At 67.8% G+C, this 17,695-nt stretch carries 21 protein-coding genes and 2 tRNA genes; 10 read left to right on the top strand and 13 right to left on the bottom strand.

Features of this window, described 5'->3' with window-relative positions; genetic code table 11:
- Positions 1–25: 25 nt before the first annotated feature.
- Positions 26–562 (top strand): GNAT family N-acetyltransferase, encoded by a 537-nt coding sequence (locus tag ACLARN_RS03655; RefSeq protein ID WP_409489844.1) that lies wholly within the window; start codon positions 26–28, stop codon positions 560–562.
- Here ACLARN_RS03655 and ACLARN_RS03650 read toward each other — a convergent pair.
- Both ACLARN_RS03650 and ACLARN_RS03645 read right to left on the bottom strand, forming a co-directional pair.
- Positions 547–969: a PPOX class F420-dependent oxidoreductase gene (locus ACLARN_RS03650; protein WP_409489843.1), complete on the bottom strand. Its 423-nt coding sequence runs from the start codon at positions 967–969 to the stop codon at positions 547–549. The genes ACLARN_RS03655 and ACLARN_RS03650 overlap by 16 nt on opposite strands.
- A gap of 132 nt (positions 970–1,101) precedes the next feature.
- A complete protein-coding gene (locus ACLARN_RS03645; protein ID WP_409489842.1) occupies positions 1,102–1,740 on the bottom strand; it encodes a TetR/AcrR family transcriptional regulator in 639 nt (212 codons plus the stop codon).
- A gap of 96 nt (positions 1,741–1,836) precedes the next feature.
- Here ACLARN_RS03645 and ACLARN_RS03640 point away from each other — a divergent pair, with 96 nt between their 5' ends.
- Together ACLARN_RS03640 and ACLARN_RS03635 are read left to right on the top strand one after the other, a co-directional pair.
- Positions 1,837–1,980 carry a hypothetical protein gene (locus ACLARN_RS03640; RefSeq protein WP_409489841.1) on the top strand — a complete coding sequence of 48 codons (144 nt, stop codon included), beginning with the start codon at positions 1,837–1,839 and terminating at the stop codon, positions 1,978–1,980.
- A gap of 47 nt (positions 1,981–2,027) precedes the next feature.
- Positions 2,028–2,408 (top strand): VOC family protein, encoded by a 381-nt coding sequence (locus ACLARN_RS03635; protein WP_125788774.1) that lies wholly within the window; start codon positions 2,028–2,030, stop codon positions 2,406–2,408.
- Between the two features lie 77 nt (positions 2,409–2,485).
- On the opposite strand, the gene ACLARN_RS03630 is transcribed toward ACLARN_RS03635, so the two are convergent.
- Genes ACLARN_RS03630 through ACLARN_RS03615 form a run of 4 tightly spaced genes read right to left on the bottom strand, consistent with a single transcriptional unit; the run spans position 2,486 to position 4,993 of the window.
- Positions 2,486–2,875 carry a VOC family protein gene (locus ACLARN_RS03630; RefSeq protein WP_409489840.1) on the bottom strand — a complete coding sequence of 130 codons (390 nt, stop codon included), beginning with the start codon at positions 2,873–2,875 and terminating at the stop codon, positions 2,486–2,488.
- Complete coding sequence (locus tag ACLARN_RS03625) at positions 2,872–3,162, bottom strand: ArsR/SmtB family transcription factor (RefSeq protein ID WP_076164349.1); 291 nt, start codon at positions 3,160–3,162, stop codon at positions 2,872–2,874. The genes ACLARN_RS03630 and ACLARN_RS03625 overlap by 4 nt, the downstream gene beginning before the upstream one ends.
- Before the next feature lie 44 nt (positions 3,163–3,206).
- The gene (locus ACLARN_RS03620; protein ID WP_409489839.1) at positions 3,207–3,851 is read right to left on the bottom strand and encodes a response regulator; all 645 of its coding nucleotides are present in this window, start codon (positions 3,849–3,851) and stop codon (positions 3,207–3,209) included.
- Complete coding sequence (locus ACLARN_RS03615) at positions 3,842–4,993, bottom strand: sensor histidine kinase (RefSeq protein WP_409489838.1); 1,152 nt, start codon at positions 4,991–4,993, stop codon at positions 3,842–3,844. Before ACLARN_RS03615 ends, ACLARN_RS03620 begins: the two co-directional genes overlap by 10 nt.
- Positions 4,994–5,127: 134 nt before the next feature.
- Between ACLARN_RS03615 and ACLARN_RS03610 the strand changes: the two genes are divergently transcribed.
- A complete protein-coding gene (locus tag ACLARN_RS03610) occupies positions 5,128–5,778 on the top strand; it encodes a DedA family protein (protein WP_409489837.1) in 651 nt (216 codons plus the stop codon).
- Between the two features lie 44 nt (positions 5,779–5,822).
- Here ACLARN_RS03610 and ACLARN_RS03605 read toward each other — a convergent pair whose 3' ends face one another.
- From ACLARN_RS03605 to ACLARN_RS03580, 6 genes are all read right to left on the bottom strand, one after another.
- The gene (locus ACLARN_RS03605) at positions 5,823–6,983 is read right to left on the bottom strand and encodes an alkaline phosphatase PhoX (protein WP_409489836.1); all 1,161 of its coding nucleotides are present in this window, start codon (positions 6,981–6,983) and stop codon (positions 5,823–5,825) included.
- Positions 6,984–7,484 (bottom strand): helix-turn-helix domain-containing protein, encoded by a 501-nt coding sequence (locus tag ACLARN_RS03600; protein ID WP_409489835.1) that lies wholly within the window; start codon positions 7,482–7,484, stop codon positions 6,984–6,986.
- The gene (locus ACLARN_RS03595; RefSeq protein ID WP_409489834.1) at positions 7,481–7,681 is read right to left on the bottom strand and encodes a hypothetical protein; all 201 of its coding nucleotides are present in this window, start codon (positions 7,679–7,681) and stop codon (positions 7,481–7,483) included. Before ACLARN_RS03595 ends, ACLARN_RS03600 begins: the two co-directional genes overlap by 4 nt.
- Before the next feature lie 169 nt (positions 7,682–7,850).
- Positions 7,851–10,301 carry an endopeptidase La gene (gene lon, locus ACLARN_RS03590; protein ID WP_409489833.1) on the bottom strand — a complete coding sequence of 817 codons (2,451 nt, stop codon included), beginning with the start codon at positions 10,299–10,301 and terminating at the stop codon, positions 7,851–7,853.
- A 167-nt stretch (positions 10,302–10,468) separates the two neighbouring features.
- Entirely contained in the window at positions 10,469–11,317 is an 849-nt protein-coding gene (locus tag ACLARN_RS03585) for an SAM-dependent methyltransferase (protein WP_409489832.1), read from the bottom strand.
- Between the two features lie 38 nt (positions 11,318–11,355).
- Positions 11,356–12,294, bottom strand: a complete 939-nt coding sequence (locus ACLARN_RS03580; RefSeq protein ID WP_409489831.1) for a GNAT family N-acetyltransferase — start codon at positions 12,292–12,294, stop codon at positions 11,356–11,358.
- 280 nt (positions 12,295–12,574) lie between these two features.
- Here ACLARN_RS03580 and ACLARN_RS03575 point away from each other — a divergent pair, with 280 nt between their 5' ends.
- From ACLARN_RS03575 to ACLARN_RS03550, 6 genes are all read left to right on the top strand, one after another.
- Positions 12,575–15,190: a bifunctional diguanylate cyclase/phosphodiesterase gene (locus tag ACLARN_RS03575; RefSeq protein WP_184898966.1), complete on the top strand. Its 2,616-nt coding sequence runs from the start codon at positions 12,575–12,577 to the stop codon at positions 15,188–15,190.
- A gap of 79 nt (positions 15,191–15,269) precedes the next feature.
- Positions 15,270–15,342: transfer RNA gene (locus tag ACLARN_RS03570), tRNA-Thr, on the top strand.
- Positions 15,343–15,392: 50 nt separating this feature from the next.
- Positions 15,393–15,465 (top strand) — tRNA-Met (locus ACLARN_RS03565).
- A 45-nt stretch (positions 15,466–15,510) separates the two neighbouring features.
- Complete coding sequence (gene rpmG, locus ACLARN_RS03560) at positions 15,511–15,675, top strand: 50S ribosomal protein L33 (protein WP_005152047.1); 165 nt, start codon at positions 15,511–15,513, stop codon at positions 15,673–15,675.
- Between the two features lie 87 nt (positions 15,676–15,762).
- Positions 15,763–16,212: a MaoC family dehydratase N-terminal domain-containing protein gene (locus ACLARN_RS03555; protein WP_409489830.1), complete on the top strand. Its 450-nt coding sequence runs from the start codon at positions 15,763–15,765 to the stop codon at positions 16,210–16,212.
- Positions 16,209–16,613, top strand: coding sequence for a MaoC family dehydratase (locus tag ACLARN_RS03550; protein WP_409489829.1), 405 nt, complete (start codon positions 16,209–16,211; stop codon positions 16,611–16,613). Before ACLARN_RS03555 ends, ACLARN_RS03550 begins: the two co-directional genes overlap by 4 nt.
- A 123-nt stretch (positions 16,614–16,736) precedes the next feature.
- Here ACLARN_RS03550 and ACLARN_RS03545 read toward each other — a convergent pair whose 3' ends face one another.
- Positions 16,737–17,669, bottom strand: coding sequence for an SGNH/GDSL hydrolase family protein (locus ACLARN_RS03545; protein ID WP_409490011.1), 933 nt, complete (start codon positions 17,667–17,669; stop codon positions 16,737–16,739).
- Between the last annotated feature and the right edge of the window lie 26 nt (positions 17,670–17,695).

Genomic DNA, 17,695 nt, shown 5'->3' with positions numbered 1-17,695 from the left:
GCCGACCCCCGACAAGAATGGACCGATGACCGAGCCGCAGCCCTGGCCCACCACTCCGCCGGCCCACGGATCCGTCGTCCTCCGCGAGTTCGTCGAAGCGGACGTCGGTCTCGTCCTCGAACTCGGCGAAGATCCGTACGTGCCGCTCATCGGCAACCTCCCCGCGCATCCCACGAGGCAGGAAGCCAAAGATTGGGTACGACGACAGCAAAGCCGTCACGCCGAGGGAAGGGGCTTCCCGTTCGTGATCGCCGCGGAAGGCGCGGCGGTCGGCACGATCGGGCTGTGGCTGCGGAAACTGTCGGAAGGCGTCGGGATCGTGGGCTATTCAGTCTCGCCGAAGCATCGGCGACGCGGGTTCGCGGCCGACGCGCTCAAAGCGATCACCGTGTTCGCCCGGACGGTGCCGGGCGTGGAGCGGATCGAGCTGTACATCGAACCGTGGAATCGCGGCTCGATCCGCGCGGCCGAGAAGGCGGACTACCGGCACGAAGGACTACTGCCCGCCCATCAGGAGATCGGCGGCATCGCGCGGGACATGCACCTCTATGTCTCCCCGTGAACCGCCCGCCTCGACGCGTACCAGGTCTCGCCCACGGGTTCGCCCGCCATGTTCCAGCTCCACGACACCGTCGGCGTGACGCGCGCGTAGCTGCCCGGGCCGACGATGCCCACTCGTTCGACCGGATCGGCGGCCTCACCGTAGATCCGGACGCCGCGCGCGATGAACGGGTCGAACGAGACCATGTCATCGATGACCAGGGCGACTTTCCGTTGCCCCGCTTGGATGTTGCGGAACTTCCGGGTCGCGAGGACCGATCCGCCCCCGCCGCCGACCCAGAAATGGGTGCCGTCGAACTCGAACGACAGCGGCACGACGTCGGGCTGCTCGCCGTCGGCGGACAGGGTCGCGAAGCGGGCTAAGGGTTGTGAGCGCAGGTACGCGATCTCTTCGTCGGTGAAGGTCACTTAGGATGCTCCTCTGATAAGGGGGTTCCATGTTCGCGATTACGCCGTTGCACCTCATCATCCTGCTCTTGGTGGTCGCCTTCGTCGCCGCTGTGGTCGTCGCGGTGGTGCTGGCCACCAAAAAACGCTGAGCTACTCGCGGATCGCGTAGTCGCCGAAGGCCGGTTCAAGCAGCTCGAAAGCCCGCTTGGTCGCCTTCGCCAGCGCTTCGGCGATCTTGTCGTTGCTCTCGCCGGCATGTGAACGCCGGAGGGTTTCGCGGAAGAGGACGCGGTCGATCGCGTTGAGTTCAGCGGCCGCCATGACCGGGGTGACGTCGTCCGCGTCGGCTCCGGTCTCGGTCGCGAGCACCTTGGCGAGTGCCTCTTCCCGCAGTTCGTGCAGCTCACGCTGTCGCGCGGTCAGGGTCGGACTCTCCAGCACCATTTTCGCGAAGGCCTGCCCGGTGAAGCCGATCATGGGCGAGTGCTCCGCCACCGCGTCCAGGAAGGTGCGCTGTAGCGCGGCCAGCGCCGACTCACCGGCCTTCCTGGAGCTGACCGCGTTCGCGAGCCCGCTCGTGAACTCTTCGTGCCGGTCCATGGCCAGGTCCTCTTTGCGCGGGAAGTAGTTGGTGACGGTCTTCTTCGCGACCCTCGCCGCCGCGGCGATCTCGGCGATCGTCGTCTCCTCGAAGCCCTTCTCCATGAACAGGACCGTCGCCTGGTCGGAGATCAGCTGCCGCGTCTCCTGCTTCTTGAGCTCTCGTAAACCCACATCCGTGCTGGTCATGAGCGAAGTTTACCACCGTCGCAAAAATATCCTTGACGTCTTGTAGTTCGAGTGTAAACTTACGTCCGTACTACCGACTGAGAGAGAAGAGGCTCCTTGACTGCTCGAATCCCCCAAGGCAACGAAGGCACCAACCGCGCCCAGGCCCGCCGGAACGACCGCCGCCATCAGCAGCCGTTCCCCGGCCGCTCGACGCCGGTGCGCCGCTCGTTCGGCGTCCCGCGCCGCCGGTCGTACTGACCGATCAGCACCTCCGAAAACTCACCGCCGACCGAAGGGGATAGCCCATGAACGTCCTTGCCTCCACTGTTTCGCTGACCGTCGACGACGTCGCCGCCTCCAGCCGCTTCTTCACCGAGCACTTCGGCTTCACCGAGCAGATGGCCGCGGAGGGTTTCGTCTCCCTCGGCCATGAAACCGCGAAGGTGACCATCGTTCTGCTCCAGGCGGGGATCGAGGTTCTGCCGGAGAACCTGCGGCAGCAGCGCGCATCCGGCGTGATCGTGGCCTTCACGGTCGAGAACCTCGAAGCCGAGGAGAAGCGCCTGCGCGACGAAGGTGTTGAGATCACGCTGCCGTTGCGGGAAGAGCCGTGGGGAGAACGCCTCTTCATGGTCACCGACCCGAACGGTGTGCCCGTGGAACTCGTGGAATGGGTGCAGCAGTAAGGAAACGCCCCATCTCTAAGTGAAATAAAGCGGGGCTTGGTCCACAGTGGACCGGGCCCCGCTTTCTCGTGCGGGAGCTACTTCATCGTGGCGAGCTGGATCAGGTTGCCGCAGGTGTCGTCGAAGACGGCGGTGACCACCGGTCCCAGGTCGACGGCGTCCTGGGTGAACTCGACACCCAATCCCTTGAGACGTTCGACCTCGGCGAAGACGTCGTCGACGGCGAACTGGGTGAATGGGATACCGTCGCTGACCAGTGCTTTCTTGAACGGGCCCGCTGCGGGGTGCCCGTCCGGCTCCAGCAGCAGTTCGACGCCGTCCGGGTTGGCGGGGGAGACCACGGTGAGCCAGCGGGCGTCGCCGGTGGGGACGTCGTGCTTCTTCTGGAACCCCAGCTTCTCGGTGTAGAACGCGAGCGCCTTGGCCTGGTCGTCGACGAAGACGCTGGTGATGTTGATGCGGATCACGGGTTCGGTTCCTCTCGGTCGATGGGCCACCGCTCGACGATCGAGCGCAGTGGACTCGTGTCGATGTGGTGGAACTTGTAGCGGCCCTGCCGTCGGGTGTGCACCAAGCCCGCCTGTTCGAGCATCGCGAGGTGCTGCGAGATGGCCTGGCGCGAAGAGCTCAGGCCATGTTTCATGGTCAGCCGTCCGCAGATCTCGAACAGTGTTTGACCGTCCTTTTCGGTCAGTTCGTCCAGGATGACGCGTCGCGTCGCGTCGCCGATGGCCTTGAACAGGTCGCCGTCCACGACTCAGTTATAGGCAAGTCGTCACTTGCCTGTCAACTCGGAGGTCAGGAACCCAGGTAGCGCAGGATCGCCAGGACGCGACGGCTGTAGCCGGCGGTGGTGGCCAGCCCGAGCTTGTCGAAGATGGCGTTGACGTGCTTCTCGACGGCGCTCAACGACACGAACAGCGACTCGGCGATCCCGGCGTTCGTGTGGCCCTGCGCCATTTTCTCCAGCACTTCACGCTCTCGGACGGTCAGCTTCGCGAGCGGATCGGTGTGCGTGGTCCGCGCGAGCAGCCGCCGGACCACCTCCGGATCGAACGCCGCCCCACCCGCGGCGACCCGGTCGAGCGCGTCCAGGAATTCGCCCACCTGGGCGACCCTGTCCTTCAGCAGATAGCCGACGCGTTCGCCGTCGCCGGTGATCAGCTCGGCGGCGTAGCGCTTCTCGACGTACTGCGAGAGCACCAGGACGCCGATCTCCGGCCAGCGCTTCCGGATCTCGAGTGCCGCGCGAAGACCCTCGTCCGTGTGGGTCGGCGGCATACGGACGTCGGTGACGATCACGTCCGGTCGATACGCGGCGGTCGTCGAGAGGAGCGCGTCACCGTCGCCGACCGACGCCACGACCTCGTGCCCCTCTTCGACCAGCAACCGGACCAGCCCCTCGCGCAGCAGGGTCGAGTCTTCGGCGAGGATCACTCGCACGGCAGTACCGCCGTCACCACGGTCGGCCCCCCGAGCGGACTGTCCACGGTGAACTCCCCGTCCGCTGCCGCGACGCGCCGCGCGAGGCCCGACAGGCCGCCGCCCGACGCACGCGCTCCACCCGTGCCGTCATCGGTGATCCGCACCCGCACGCTGTCCCCCTCCCGTTCGGCCTCGATGTCGATCCGCGTCGCCGCGGCGTGCTTGATCGTATTGGTGACCGCTTCGGACGCCACGAAGTAGACGACGGTCTCGATGGCCGCCGGTGGCCGTTCCGGCAGGTCGACCCGCAGGTGGACCGGCACGCCGGAGCGTTCCGCGAGCGCTTCCAACGCGGGGTGCAGCCCGTCCGAGTCCAGCGCGATCGGATACACCCGCCACGACACCTCGCGGAGGTCTTCGAGGGCGCGCTGAGATTCCTCGTGTGCCTGCCGGAGCAGCTCCGACGCGTGACCCGGATCACCGGCGCGCCGCGCCCGGCCGAGCAGCATCCCCAGCGCGACGAGCCGCTGCTGGACGCCGTCGTGCAGGTCCCGTTCGATCCGGCGGCGCTCACCGTTGACCGCCTCGACCACCTCCGCCCGGCTGGTCGCGAGTTCGGACACCCGGCGGCGCAGCTGTTCCTTCTTGCTGGGGCCGAAAAAGCTCATCGCCAGCTTGCGATCCAGCGTCGCGGCCCCGATGAGTCCTTGCAGGGAAAGGAAAATGAGCAGTGCGCCGAAGAGCACGGTGGTGACCGGGTCGTACCAATCGGCCGGGGCCTCACCGCCGGGCGACCTGCCGTCGAGGAGCTGATACCCGATGATCACACCGGATCCGGCACCCAACAGGATCATGCCGAAGATCCCGGCGCTGAGCAGCCCGATGACGCAACGCGGGACCAGGTAGGCCATCGCGCGGCGTCCGGTGTAGTCCGTCGCGTTCTCGGCGCCGAAGTACTTCTCCAGCCGTTGTCGTTCCATTTCGGACAGTGTGCGGGCGCCCGAAAAGACGGGCCGTCGCAACGCGGGGACCGCGAGCGCGATGCCGCCGAAGAGCACGTAGAAGAACTCCGCGACCGCTGTCATGGCGCCGATCGCCAGGCCCAGCGTGCCGCGGAGCATCTTGCGCAGGTAGCGGCGCGTCGCTGCCGGAAAAGGCATAGGGCCAGGTTAGCGGGGTATCGGAAGGTCGGTATTGCGGTTTTCCTCAGTGATCTGTGCCGCTTCACCGCAGGGTGCGGAACCCGCGCAATTCGTAGGTTCGTTGGTACCGCAGACGACCACGAAAGGCCGCCATGAACCTCCTCCTCGCCGAAGCCACCAACGAATCGATGGGCGGCCTCGCCGGCTGGGCAGTGTCACTGATGGACTCACTGGGAGGTCCGGGAGCCGCGATCATCGTCGGACTGGACAACCTGTTCCCGCCGATCCCCAGCGAACTGGTGCTGCCGCTCGCCGGGTTCTCCGCCAGCCAGGGGACGTTCACCCTGGTGGAAGCGCTGGTATGGACGACCTTTGGTTCGGTCGCCGGCGCGATCATCGTGTACTACCTCGGCATGCTGCTCGGCCGCGACCGCACGCGCCGCTGGATGGCGAAGATCCCGCTGGTCAAGACCTCCGACTTCGACAAGACCGAGGCCTGGTTCCAGAAGCACGGTGCCAAGGCGATGTTCCTCGGCCGGATGGTGCCGATCTTCCGCAGTCTCATCTCGCTGCCCGCCGGGATCGAGCGGATGCCGTTCTGGCGGTTCCTGACCCTGACGACGGTGGGCAGCCTGATCTGGAACACGGTGTTCGTGCTGGCCGGGTACGGACTGGGGGAGAGCTGGCACCTGGTCGAGGAGTACGCCGGGTTCTTCCAGTACTTCGTGATCGCGGCCGTCGCGGTCGCGCTGACCCTCTTCGTGGTGACCCGACTGCGTGAGAAGGACCGCACCGACGCCTGAGCCAGTGCGGGGCCGCCCGGGCCGGGCGGCCCCGCACGCGGTGGTCAGGAACGGAAGGGGCCGGTCACCTCGTAGGTGATCCCGCCGGAGGACGAACCGGAGGTGCCGCGTTGCGACGAGAAGTACAGCCGGTTCCCGGCGGGGGTGAACGCGGGGCCGCAGATCTCCGACGAGCTCTGGCCGCTGATCCGCAGGAACGGTGCCACGATGTCGTTCGGCGTGATGATGCAGATCTCCATGTTCCCGCCGTCCTCGGCGACGAACAGGTCACCCGACGACGTCCCGGTGACGTTGTCGACGCCGGTCAGCGGCGCCGAGCCGGGGCTGACCAGCGAGTCGTCGTAGGCCAGCTCGTAGGTGCTGTTCGTGAGGTTGAGCTGCCAGACGCGGTTGTCACCCTTGGTGGTGAACCACGCGGTGTCGTTGGCGTAGTGCAGCCCTTCGCCGCCGGTGAACCGCTTGGCGCCGGAGACCTGGTTGCGGGTCGCGGTGGGGGAGCCGTCGGGGTCGGGCACGTTCGCCCAGGTGAAGCTGCCCGATGTCGCCGTGCCCGCCTTCAGCACCTGCAGTGTTCCGGCGGAGAGGTTGCCCCAGGTCGTCGGGACGAAGCGGTAGAAGCAGCCGTCCGAGGTGTCTTCGGTCAGGTAGACGACCTTGCGCACCGGGTCGGCCGCCGCGGCCTCGTGCTTGAACTTCCCCATCGCGGGCCGCTGGACGGCGGCCGTGGCCGGACCGTTCGGCTGGCACTCGTAGACGAATCCGAGGTCGACCTCCTCACAGGAAAGCCAGGTGTTCCAAGGAGTCTTGCCGCCCGCGCAGTTCTGGCGCGTGTTCGCCAGGATGCGGTGGGCGCCGGTGATGTTCCCGCTCGCGTCGAACCTGACCGCGCTCGCGCCGCCGCCAGGGGTGATCTCCGAGTTCGAAACGTAGATCCAGCCGCTGCCGTCGGCGAACACCGCGCCGCCGTCCGGGGCGCTGTGCCAGGTGTAACCGGTGCTCGCGACCTTCTGGCCGGAGCGCGCGATGACCCGGCTGGTGAAACCCGCGGGCAGCTGGATTCCGTTCGCGTCGGCCGCCTGGAGCGCGCCGTACGGGCTGGGTCCGTTCTGTGCGGGAGCGGCCAAGGCCGTCCCCGAAAGCCGGTTGCCGAACGCCGTGACACCGGCGCCGACCACGGCCGCGCGCAGGAAATTCCGTCGCTTCACTCATGCCTCCAAGGCATCCGCTGATGTGGTGGTGCGGGAAAGGAGCGGCTCGGAGGTTACGGGTGGAACGGGACTTCCAGGTGAATTCGCGGCGTATTCACCGCGAGAAGGGAACTTTCGTAGGAAACCCTGGCTCAACACGATTTCCTTCGCCTTGCGCAGACCTGGCGCTTCGTCCCCGCCGCGCTGTTCCGCGATGTCGATGGCGAAGAGTATCCGGTCGAGCGGGGCACATCCTCCATTGCGGTGGTGTCGGCGTCCGATCAGGTGACGCCAGGCGACGAGATGGTCGTCGAGTCCCGGCTCCCCCGGAACGGCCCGCAATAACACGCGGAGCAGGACTCTCATCTGGTTTTCGTTGCTGGGCAAGGTGTTCCGGGCCAAGGTGTCGGCCAAGGTGCTGCGCGACTGACCGGTCGCGGCGGCCAGTGCGCGGATGCTGAGACCGCTTCGGTCGCGGAGTTCGCGCAGGTGTGCCATGAACTCCGATTCGGTGTTCACCGGCGTGTCCGCGCGGGCACGGGACGGCCGAGGACGGCACCGAGCAGGGTGACCGCGATCCCGGCCGCGATCGGTGCGCTCGTGCCGGCGAAGGTCAGCAGGGTGGTGAATGCGGTGAGAATGCTCAGACAGGCGATCTGACCGGCCGAAACGCACCTGCGCTTCGGCAGCAGGGGGTACAGAATTCCGTGACTCATGACCTTGCCCTCTCAAGGCTCAGTGGCCGCACCCGGCGGGGTGGCACGGAATCTACGTTATCAAACCGTGATATGAAGTTTAAGACTGATTAATGTCCGGATCCGTCCGGATCTCGAATGCCGAAAGCCCCGGATCCTGAGTGGGATCCGGGGCTTCGGCCTCGCGCTGTTACGCCGCTTGGGCGACCGGAGCCGTCGCCGGGGCCAGCGCGATGTCCAGCACGTCGCGGACGTTCGCCACGGCGTGCACGTCCAGCCGCGCCAGCACTTCGGCCGGGACGTCGTCGAGATCCGGCTCGTTGCGCTGCGGGATGATCACCGTCTTCATCCCGGCCCGGTGCGCGGCCAGTAGCTTCTGCTTGACCCCGCCGATCGGCAGCACGCGTCCGGTCAGCGACACCTCACCGGTCATCGCGACGTCCGACTTCACGACCCGGCCCGAAAGCAGGGACGCCAGCGCGGTCGTCATCGTGATGCCGGCACTCGGCCCGTCCTTGGGCACCGCGCCGGCCGGGACGTGCACGTGGATGCCGCGGTCCTTCAGGTCGCCGACCGGCAGTTCCAGCTCGGCGCCGTGCGAGCGCAGGTAGGACAGCGCGATCTGCACCGACTCCTTCATCACGTCACCCAGCTGACCGGTCAGCGACAACCCGGTCGAGCCGGATTCCGGATCCGCCAGCGACGCCTCGATGTAGAGGACGTCACCGCCGGCACCGGTCACCGCCAGGCCGGTCGCCACGCCGGGGGTCGACGTGCGCTGCGTCGACGCGGGTAGCGAGGACTCCGGCAGGTGCCGTGGGCGGCCGAGGTAGGTCTCGAGCCCGTCCGCGTCGATGGTCAGCGGCAGCTCGACCTCGTCCAGCGCTACCTTGGTCGCCACCTTGCGCAGCACCTTCGCGATGGTCCGGTTCGCGTTGCGCACCCCGGCTTCCCGCGTGTACTCGGCGGCGATCCGGCTGAACGCGTCGTCGGTCAGCGTGACGTCGTCCTCGCCGAGGCCCGCGCGGTCCAGCTCGCGGGGGAGCAGGTGGTCGCGGGCGATGGTGACCTTTTCGTGCTCGGTGTAGCCGTCGAGGGTGACCAGCTCCATCCGGTCCAGCAGCGGTCCGGGGATGGTTTCGAGCGCGTTCGCCGTCGCGAGGAACACGACGTCGGACAGGTCCAGCTCGACCTCGAGGTAGTGGTCGCGGAACGTGTGGTTCTGCTCCGGGTCCAGCACCTCCAGCAGCGCGGCCGTCGGGTCGCCGCGGTAGTCGGCGCCGACCTTGTCGATCTCGTCGAGCAGCACGACCGGGTTCATCGAGCCCGCTTCCTTGATGGCGCGGACGATCCGGCCGGGCAGCGCGCCGACGTAGGTGCGGCGGTGACCGCGGATCTCGGCCTCGTCGCGGATGCCGCCGAGCGCCACCCGGACGAACTTGCGGCCCATCGCCTTCGCCACGGACTCGCCGAGCGACGTCTTGCCGACCCCGGGAGGACCGGCGAGCGCCAGCACCGTGCCAGCCCCTCGCCCACCACCATCCTCAACGGAGCTTCGCCCTGCCTTGATCCCGCGGCGTCCGCCGACCGGCCCGAGCCCCGGCTCCGCGCGGCGTTTGCGGACGGCCAAGTACTCGATGATGCGTTCCTTCACGTCGTCGAGACCGGCGTGATCGGCGTCGAGGATGTCGCGCGCGGCGGCGATGTCGTGGACGTCCGTGGTGCGCTCGTTCCACGGCAGTTCGAGGACGGTGTCCAGCCACGTACGGATCCAGCCGCCCTCGGGGGACTGGTCCGACGTCCGCTCCAGCTTGTCCACTTCGGACAGTGCGGCCTTCTTGACGGCGTCCGGCAGCTCGGCGGCCTCGACACGGGCGCGGTAGTCGTCGTCGTTGGCGGTGCCGTCGAGTTCGCCCAGCTCCTTGCGGATCGCTTCGAGCTGGCGGCGCAGCAGAAACTCCTTCTGCTGCTTCTCCATGCCCTCCTGGACGTCCTTGCGGATGGTGTCGGTGACCTCGAGCTCGGCCAGCTGCTCGCGGCTCCATTCGAGGGCCTTTTCGAGCCGTGCCGAAACATCGAGCGTGGAGAGCAGCTCGAGCTTCTGCTCGGTTTTCAGGTACGACGAGTTGCCCGCGAGGTCGGCGAGCGCGGACGGGTCCTCGACCTCCTGGACGGCGTCGATCATCTGCCAGCCGCCCCGCTGCTGGAGGATCGCGAGGACGACGCTCTTGTACTCGGTCGCGAGCTTCGCGGAATCGTCGTCGGTGGTCTCGGTGGCGACCTCGGCGTGGACCCAGCGGGCGGCGCCGGGACCGTCGGCGATCCGGCCGACGACGGCGCGGCGGGTACCGCGCAACAGCACCGCGGTTTTGCCGCCCGGCACGCGGCCGATGCGCTCGACGGTCGCGATGGTGCCGAGCTCGGCGTACTCGCCGTGGACGCGGGGAACGATCAGCACCTCGGCCTTGGTGGCGGCGCTGGACCGGATCCCCGGGAAGGAAGCCTGGGCAGGCGTGTTGGCCTGGGCGGACTCCACCGCGGCGCGCGTCTCCGTGTCGGCGAGGTCGAGCGGGACGATCATGCCCGGCAGCACGACGTCGTCATCGAGCGGGAGGACGGGCAGGAGGCGGTTGTCGGTCATCTGTGCACTCCTCGGTTAGTTGAGTCTGTCTAGCTCAACTCTCCGATCGACCCGTTTGTTTCCTCCTCGCGTTCGCCGTCAGCGATCACCCGCCCCTCCGACCTCTGTACCCCAACGCGGCGCGGTTAGCCCGCTAAAGTCGCCGCGTCGGGATAAGAGGTCGGACGTCAGGGGTGGGTGGCGACACCGCACCAGGCGAACGGCCGGGCGCCCAGTTCGTCCCGTCGCAGTTCTCGTACCGGCCGCCAGTCGGGCAGGTGGACGACGCCGGGCTCCAGCAGCGGCCAGTCCCCGAAGAGGGGTTCGATCTCCTCGCGGTCCCGCATCCACACCGGGTTGCTCGTCTTCCGGTACTGCTCGACCATCCAGCGGAGCCCGTCGGCGTCCTCGCCGGTCTGGCCCCCGAAGCTCATATGCGACAGCCCCAGCCAGCTGCCCGGCGCCAACGCGTTCCGGTAGGTCGCGACCAGCGCGGGCGGGTCGTCGTGCGGCCCGGCGAAGTGCAGTACGGCCATCATCATCAGGCACACCGGCTGCGAGAAGTCGATCAGTCGCAGCGTTTCCGGATGTCGCAGGACGTCCTTGGGCCGCCGCATGTCCGCGTGGACGATCCCGGCCCAGTCGGTCGCCTCGTGCCGTTCGAGGATCAGTTCCGCGTGCGCCACCGCCACCGGCTCGTAGTCGACGTACACGACCTTCGCCGTATCGCCCGGCTCCAGCTCCTCTTCGAGGATCTCGTGCACGTTCCCGGCGGTCGGGACACCGGAACCGAGATCGATGAACTGCCGGATCCCGGCGTTCAGCGCCGCGCGCACGACGCGATTCATGAACTCGCGGTTGTGCCGCGCGCCCGGTTTGACCCACCGCCACTGCCGTTCCAGCGCGCGGGCGAACTCGCGGTCGACGGCCCAGTTGTGGTTCCCGCCGAGGAACCAGTCGTAGATCCTCGCCGCGGACGGCTTTTCGGTGTCGACCCCGGTCGGCGCCACCGGGGCCGCGTCATCGTCCCTGGTCACAGAAACCCCCTGATCTTCGAAGATCAGCCTATCGCCGGTCAGGGCACCGCGGGCCGCCGCTGCCAGTACGTCCAGAGCGGCCGGTAGCCCTGCGCGTACCAGAACGGCGTCGAGCGCGGGTTGGCCAGCGCGTGGTGCAGCAGCACGGCTTCGGTCCCGCATTCGTCGAAGACCTGGTGCGCGTGCGCGGCGAGCGCCGACCCCACCCCGCTCGACCGCGCCGGTTCCGCCACCGCCAGCGACGACAGGTAGCCGACCCGGTCGGCCGCGACCCGGTCGCCGATCCACGACGTCTCGTCGGGGAACTGCACCCGCACCATGCCCAGCGCGCGTCCGTACAGCTCGGCGATCCACAGTGTCGGATTTTCCCGGCCCAGCTGTTTCGACAGGTCCGCGGTGATCGCTTCCTCCGCGCCCTCGCGCAAAGTGACAGAACCGAACTGCGCGTCATAACGCTGCAATTCCAGCTCGAGCCCGACGGCGGTTTCGAGATCATCCGCTTCGGCAGGCCGGATGTGCACTCCGGGCGTGGCGGGCGGTCCCGTCACGGCCAGCCGGTCGGCCGGGCGGACCGCGATCACCAGCACCGGCGCGAATCCGCGGCGCAGCAATTCGGCCGAGCCGGGCGAATCGCGGCTGGGCCGCACCACGGTCGCCGCCGTTTCGACATCTCCAGGTGGGGCGACCGCCTTCAGATGTTCATCCCATCGGGTGAGTAATGCGTCAAGGGCCGCTTCGGGGCGGGGGCCGGTGAGCCGTGCTTCGAGGCGATGCTCGACGAGGGCCCGCCACGGAGAGTCAACAGAATCGGGGCCCGCTTCAGTCCGTACCGACAATCCGGCGGCGGCCGAGTCGCCTTCTGTCGCGGAGAGTGACACGGAGCCCTCGACAGGCTCCAGTGCAGGCATTTCGGGGAGCAGGACGTCCACGGTGGCGAGCCGCTCGGCATGCCCGGCGGCGATGGCGTGGCTATTCATAGGACTATTCAAGCCCCTACTGACGGGTCCGCCGGGAACTTCACGAGATTGGCTCGGCCGTGGCGCCACGTGACTTCCGGTAGTCGGAAGGAACGCGAATAACGCTCCCATTTCACCCCTTGGTCCACGCAGGTCAGCGCGACGCGCCCATTGTTAACCCTGGGGTGATCTCATACTGTCTCGAATGGGACTTGGGTACGCCCTCCGGGGTACTGTATTGCCCTCGTCCCCGAGGTCGCGGTAGGACAAGACCGGTTGGGCAGCCGGGAAGGAAGGTCGGATGCCGGACACGAACGGCAGGCCCGTGAGCGCCGCACAGGCGGCACCGGGCAAGGGAGGGGCCGTTACGGAGGCTCGTACCGACGAGCGACGATTCCGCGTCTACACCTTCGCAGTCCTCACCATGGGCATCGCCGCCGCGGCCGCGGTCAGCCTGTGGCTGGACTTCGAAGCCTCGGACGACCTGTTGTGGATCGGGCCGATCCTCGCGCTCGCGTTCCTGCTGGCCGAACAACTCGGGATCAACGTCGACGTCCGCAGCGGCATCTCGTGGACGATCTCGTTCACCGAGATTCCCCTGGTCATCGGCTTCTTCGTCGCACCATTCGAAGTCGTGCTCGCCGCGCATCTCGCGGCGGGCATCGGAACCCTGCTGGCGCGCAAGGTCGCCGGCCGCGTCCTCTACAACGCTGGCGCCTTCCTGTTGGAGATCACCGGCGCGTTCGCCGTGGCAGGACTGGTGAAACAGGCCTCCGGCGCCCACGACATGACCTGGATCGCCGCGCTGGCAGGCACTTTGACCGCGCCGCTGGTCAGCACGCTGCTCGCGCTCGCCGCCGTCCGCGTGCTGCGCCGCCGCATGCGGGTCAGCACCGCGATCCGGCTGACCGGCCGCATCCTCGTCGTCGGATTCGTCAACGCCTCGGTCGGTCTTTCCGGATATTTGGTCATTTCCGGTACTCCGAAGGCCTGGCCGCTCGTGCTGGCCGTCTTCCTCGGGCTCACCGCGTTGTACTGGGCGTATTCGGATCTGCTCCGCGAACAGCGCGACATGGAAGCGCTATCCGACGTCAGCCTGATGGTCGCGCGCTCTGGTCAACAGGCCGCCGCGCGGCCCGCCGGGCGAGCCGACGAACTCGTCGGCGGGGTGGACGTCCGCGAATGGGCGACCATCGCCGAACGCATCAAGGACCAGCTGGCCGCCGGCCGGGTCGTGCTCAGGCTGCGGCTGGAACCCAAGGACACCATGCGGATGGTCGTCGCGGGTGACGAACTGCCGCCCGTGGACCCGGCCGCCGACGACCCGTTGCTGCGCCTGCCCGGCGCGCACGTCCGGCATTTCCGGATCACCGAAGCCAATCCCGACGTCCGCTCCGCGTTGCTCGACCGCGGCGCGCAGGAGGCGCTGGTCGTCCCGCTGCGCAGTGCGAACCAGCTCCTCGGCGTCGTAGAAGCGCACGACAGGCTGTCCCGCTGGCGTGGTTTCGGCAAGTACGACGTCCAGCTGCTCGGCACGATGGCCAGCCACCTCGCGACGTCGCTGGACAACCGGCGCCTGCTCGCGACCCTGCGCCACGACGCCTACCACGATCCGCTGACCGGCCTGCTCAACCGGCCGGGATTCCGCCAGGTCGCCAAGGAACCGTTGCGGGAACAGGTCGACGCGGTCGTGCTGCGGGTCGACCTCGACGTCTTCTCCACCGTCAGCGACGCGCTCGGTTACGTGTGGGCCGACAGGATGGTCATCGCCGCCGGACGCCGGATCCGTGACGCGCTCGGCCCCGACGTCCCGCTCGCCAGGCTCGAAGGCGCGTCCTTCGCGGCGCTCCTCGTCGGCTGCGCGCCGGAACGCGCCCAGGCCGCCGCGGAACTGCTCCGCGCGGAACTCGTCGCGCCGTACCCGGTGGACCGGCTTTCCGTCGAAGCCAACGCGATGATCGGCTACGCCACGTCGTCGGCCGAAGACGACGACCAGGTCGACGTCGACGGGCTCCTCCAGCGCGCCGACGTCGCCGTCCGGGCGACCAAGGGCGGTGAAGAGGTCCGCGGATACATGGCCAGCATGGGCCAGATCTTCATGCGCCGGTTCCAGATGGTCACGCAGTTCCGGCAGTCGCTCGAAGAAGGCCAGCTCAGCGTCCACTACCAGCCGAAGATCACCTTGCCGAACCGGCAGATCCAGGGTGTCGAGGCGCTGGTGCGCTGGGTGCATCCGGAGTTCGGCAGGCTCGGCCCGGACGAGTTCGTCCCGGCGATCGAAGCGGCGGGCCTCATCGGTGTCCTGACGTCCTTCGTGCTCGAAGAGTCGCTGAAGCGGGTGCGGAAGTGGCTCGACGAAGGCTTGCGCATCTCCGCCGCGGTGAACCTGTCGGTGCGGAACCTGGCCGACGAGGACTTCCCGACGAAGGTCGCCCGTGAACTCGACCGCTTCGGTATCCCGCCGGAGCTGCTCACCTTCGAGCTGACCGAATCCGGCGTGATGTCCGACCCGCAGAAGGCGCTGCCGATCCTGCGGGAGCTGCACTCGCTGGGCATCGTCCTCGCGGTCGACGACTTCGGCACCGGCTACTCGTCGCTGGCCTACCTGCGGCAGCTCCCGGTCGATCAGGTCAAGATCGACAAGAGCTTCGTCCTCGGCATGGGCACCGACCTCGGCGACCTCGCCGTCGTGCGGTCCATCGTCGAACTGGGCCACTCGCTCGGCCTCACGGTCGTCGCCGAGGGCGTCGAGGAAGACGTCGCGCGGGATCAGCTCGAGGCGATGGGATGTGACGTGGCACAGGGCTACCTCATCTCGCGGCCGCTGCCGGAGGACCGCCTGGAGGCGTGGCTGCAGGCCCGCACGGCGCGCTCGCCGGGGCGACACTCCGAGACCGTCTTAACCCTGCTGACCTGAGGTTTTGCGGTAACCTGCCCCCCGGTCAAGGCCCCTCGACCGGCCTGCTAATCTTTCCAAGTCCTCGCGAGAGGGCAAGGCCCCTTTAGCTCAGTCGGTAGAGCGTTTCCATGGTAAGGAAAAGGTCTACGGTTCGATTCCGTAAAGGGGCTCGCAACCTCAACCGCGTCACGCAAGCGTGTCGCGGTTAGGGTTATGTAAGGGCGGTGTAGCTCAGCTGGCAGAGCAAGCGGCTCATAATCGCTGTGTCGCCGGTTCAAGTCCGGCCACCGCTACGCGGTAATCCTGGGTATCCCAGGCCTAGTAGAGAAGGAAATGCTGTGGCTGCCACTGACGTGCGACCGAAGATCACGCTCGCGTGTGAGGAGTGCAAGCACCGCAACTACATCACCAAGAAGAACCGGCGCAACAACCCGGATCGCCTGGAGATGAAGAAGTTCTGCCCGAACTGCGGTACGCACCGGACTCACAAAGAGACCCGCTGAGCGTCTAGCGGTTCTACAACTCTCACCCGAAGCCGTCCTGGTCACCAGGGCGGCTTCGGGCATTTCCGGGTTCGGTAGCCTGCTCGGGTGGCCTTGGACCAGTCGTTCACCGGGCGGGTGTACCCGCCGACCAGTACCTATGAAGTGAGTCGCGAGAAGATCCGGGAGTTCGCCGACGCGCTCGGCGACGCGAACCCGCTCTACCGCGACACCGAAGCGGCGAAGGCGGCCGGGCACCCCGACGTCATCGCGCCGCCGACGTTCCTCACGATCATCAATCTCGCCTCGATCAACGCGATCGTCACCGACCCCGAGCTGGGGCTCGACTATTCGCGGATGGTGCACGGCGACCAGCGGTTCACCTATGTGCGGCCGGTGCACGCGGGCGATGTCCTGTCGCTCACCACGCATATCGACAACATCATGACCCGTGCGGGGAACGACTTCATCAACCTGCGCGCCGAGATCTCCGGCGCCGACGGCGGCCCGATCGCCACCACGCACGCCCAGCTCGTGGTCCGAGGGGAGGGCGCGTGAGCACGTTCACCGCCGGAGAAGAACTGACACCGCTGACCATCGACGTCACCAGGGACCAGCTGGTGCGCTACGCCGGCGCTGCGCTGGACTTCAACCCCATCCACTGGAACGAGGCCTTCGCCAAGGAGGTCGGCCTGCCGGACGTCATCGCGCACGGCATGCTGACGATGGCGCTGGGCGCGCGGCTCGTCACCGACTGGCTCGGCGACCCCGGCCGCCTCGTCGACTACTTCGCGCGCTTCACGCGCCCCGTGGTCGTGCCGAACGACGGCGCGGCGACGATCGAGTTCACCGGGAAGGTCGCCGTGGTCAACGACGACGGCACCGCGCGGATCGACATCACCGCCAAGTTCGACGGCAAGGCCGTCCTCGGGAAGGCACAGGCGGTCGTCCGCGCCTGACCTCAAGCGCGACTCCCCGCCTCCGCGTTTAGTCCTCTAGTTGCGATCCTTGCGCGCGCAAGGATCGCAACTAGAGGACTACTTGCGCTCGCCCTTTCGCGATATCCGGGCGGCTGGCGTGCCCTACGCGACCTTGAGCAGCTTCTCGATGACCTCTGCCATGCCTTCCTCGCCCCGAGCGTTCGGGTGCAGCGGCGCGGCGGGCACCGCGGGTGCCGGGCCTTCGATCCACCGCCGGTTCGCGGCAGTGCACATGTCCCGCCCCTTGCTCGCGGTCGACATGTCGGCGAAGCCCGCTTCGTGCTCCTTCGCCGTATCCGCCAGCGTGGTGTTCAGCCGCGCTAGCGACTCGCGGAAGTAGGCGACGTCCCCCGCACCGACCGGCAGGACCGGCCAGCAACCGCCGTCGTCGTCCGGAAGCACCGTCGGATACCCGACGACCACGATGCGTGCTTCGGGCGCTTTCGAACGGATCTGGTCCAGGACTCCGCCGAGCCGGTCCGCCGCGGCGGTGATCCGCTCGGCGAGTTGGTCCCGGCCGCCCGCGGTCAGCCGGGTCTTGCAGGGTGAAGCGGTCTGGTGCTGCGTCGCGCATTGGCCCGCGAAGCCGACGAAGCCCACGTCGTTGCCACCGATACCGACGGTCACCAGCGTCGTGTCGCCGTCGATGGCGTCGAGCTGCGGAGCGTTCGTGCCGTCACGGGTCTTCTGCTCGCCGGTGAGGTGTTCGGTCGTGGCGCCACCGCAGCTGACGTCGACGAACTCGGCCGGACGCAGGCTCGCGGCGAGCAGGCTCGGATAGTTGTTGTCCGAACGGTCGCAGCCCGTCGGCGCCCCCACGGGACGCCCAGTGCCCGGCGAAGCCGTGTAGGAGTCACCCAGCGCTACATATCGGCCCGATCCATCCGAGGTGGTGACCCCCGTCGGTGTCTCCGACGTCCCGCGCTCCCACAGGTGGTAAGCGATCCCCAGGACGGACAGCACGATCACCAGGAACAGACAGCCGCTGCCAGTTCTCCGCTGCGTCACCCGTTCGTTGTACGCGACCTGGGTCACTCTTGTCATCGGTCCGACCGTCGGTG

The sequence above is a fragment of the Amycolatopsis sp. cmx-11-12 genome (assembly GCF_046269425.1).
Classification (GTDB): domain Bacteria; phylum Actinomycetota; class Actinomycetes; order Mycobacteriales; family Pseudonocardiaceae; genus Amycolatopsis.
The sequence above is the reverse complement of the archived record's forward strand: the minus strand, read 5'-3'. Positions and strand labels throughout refer to the sequence as shown.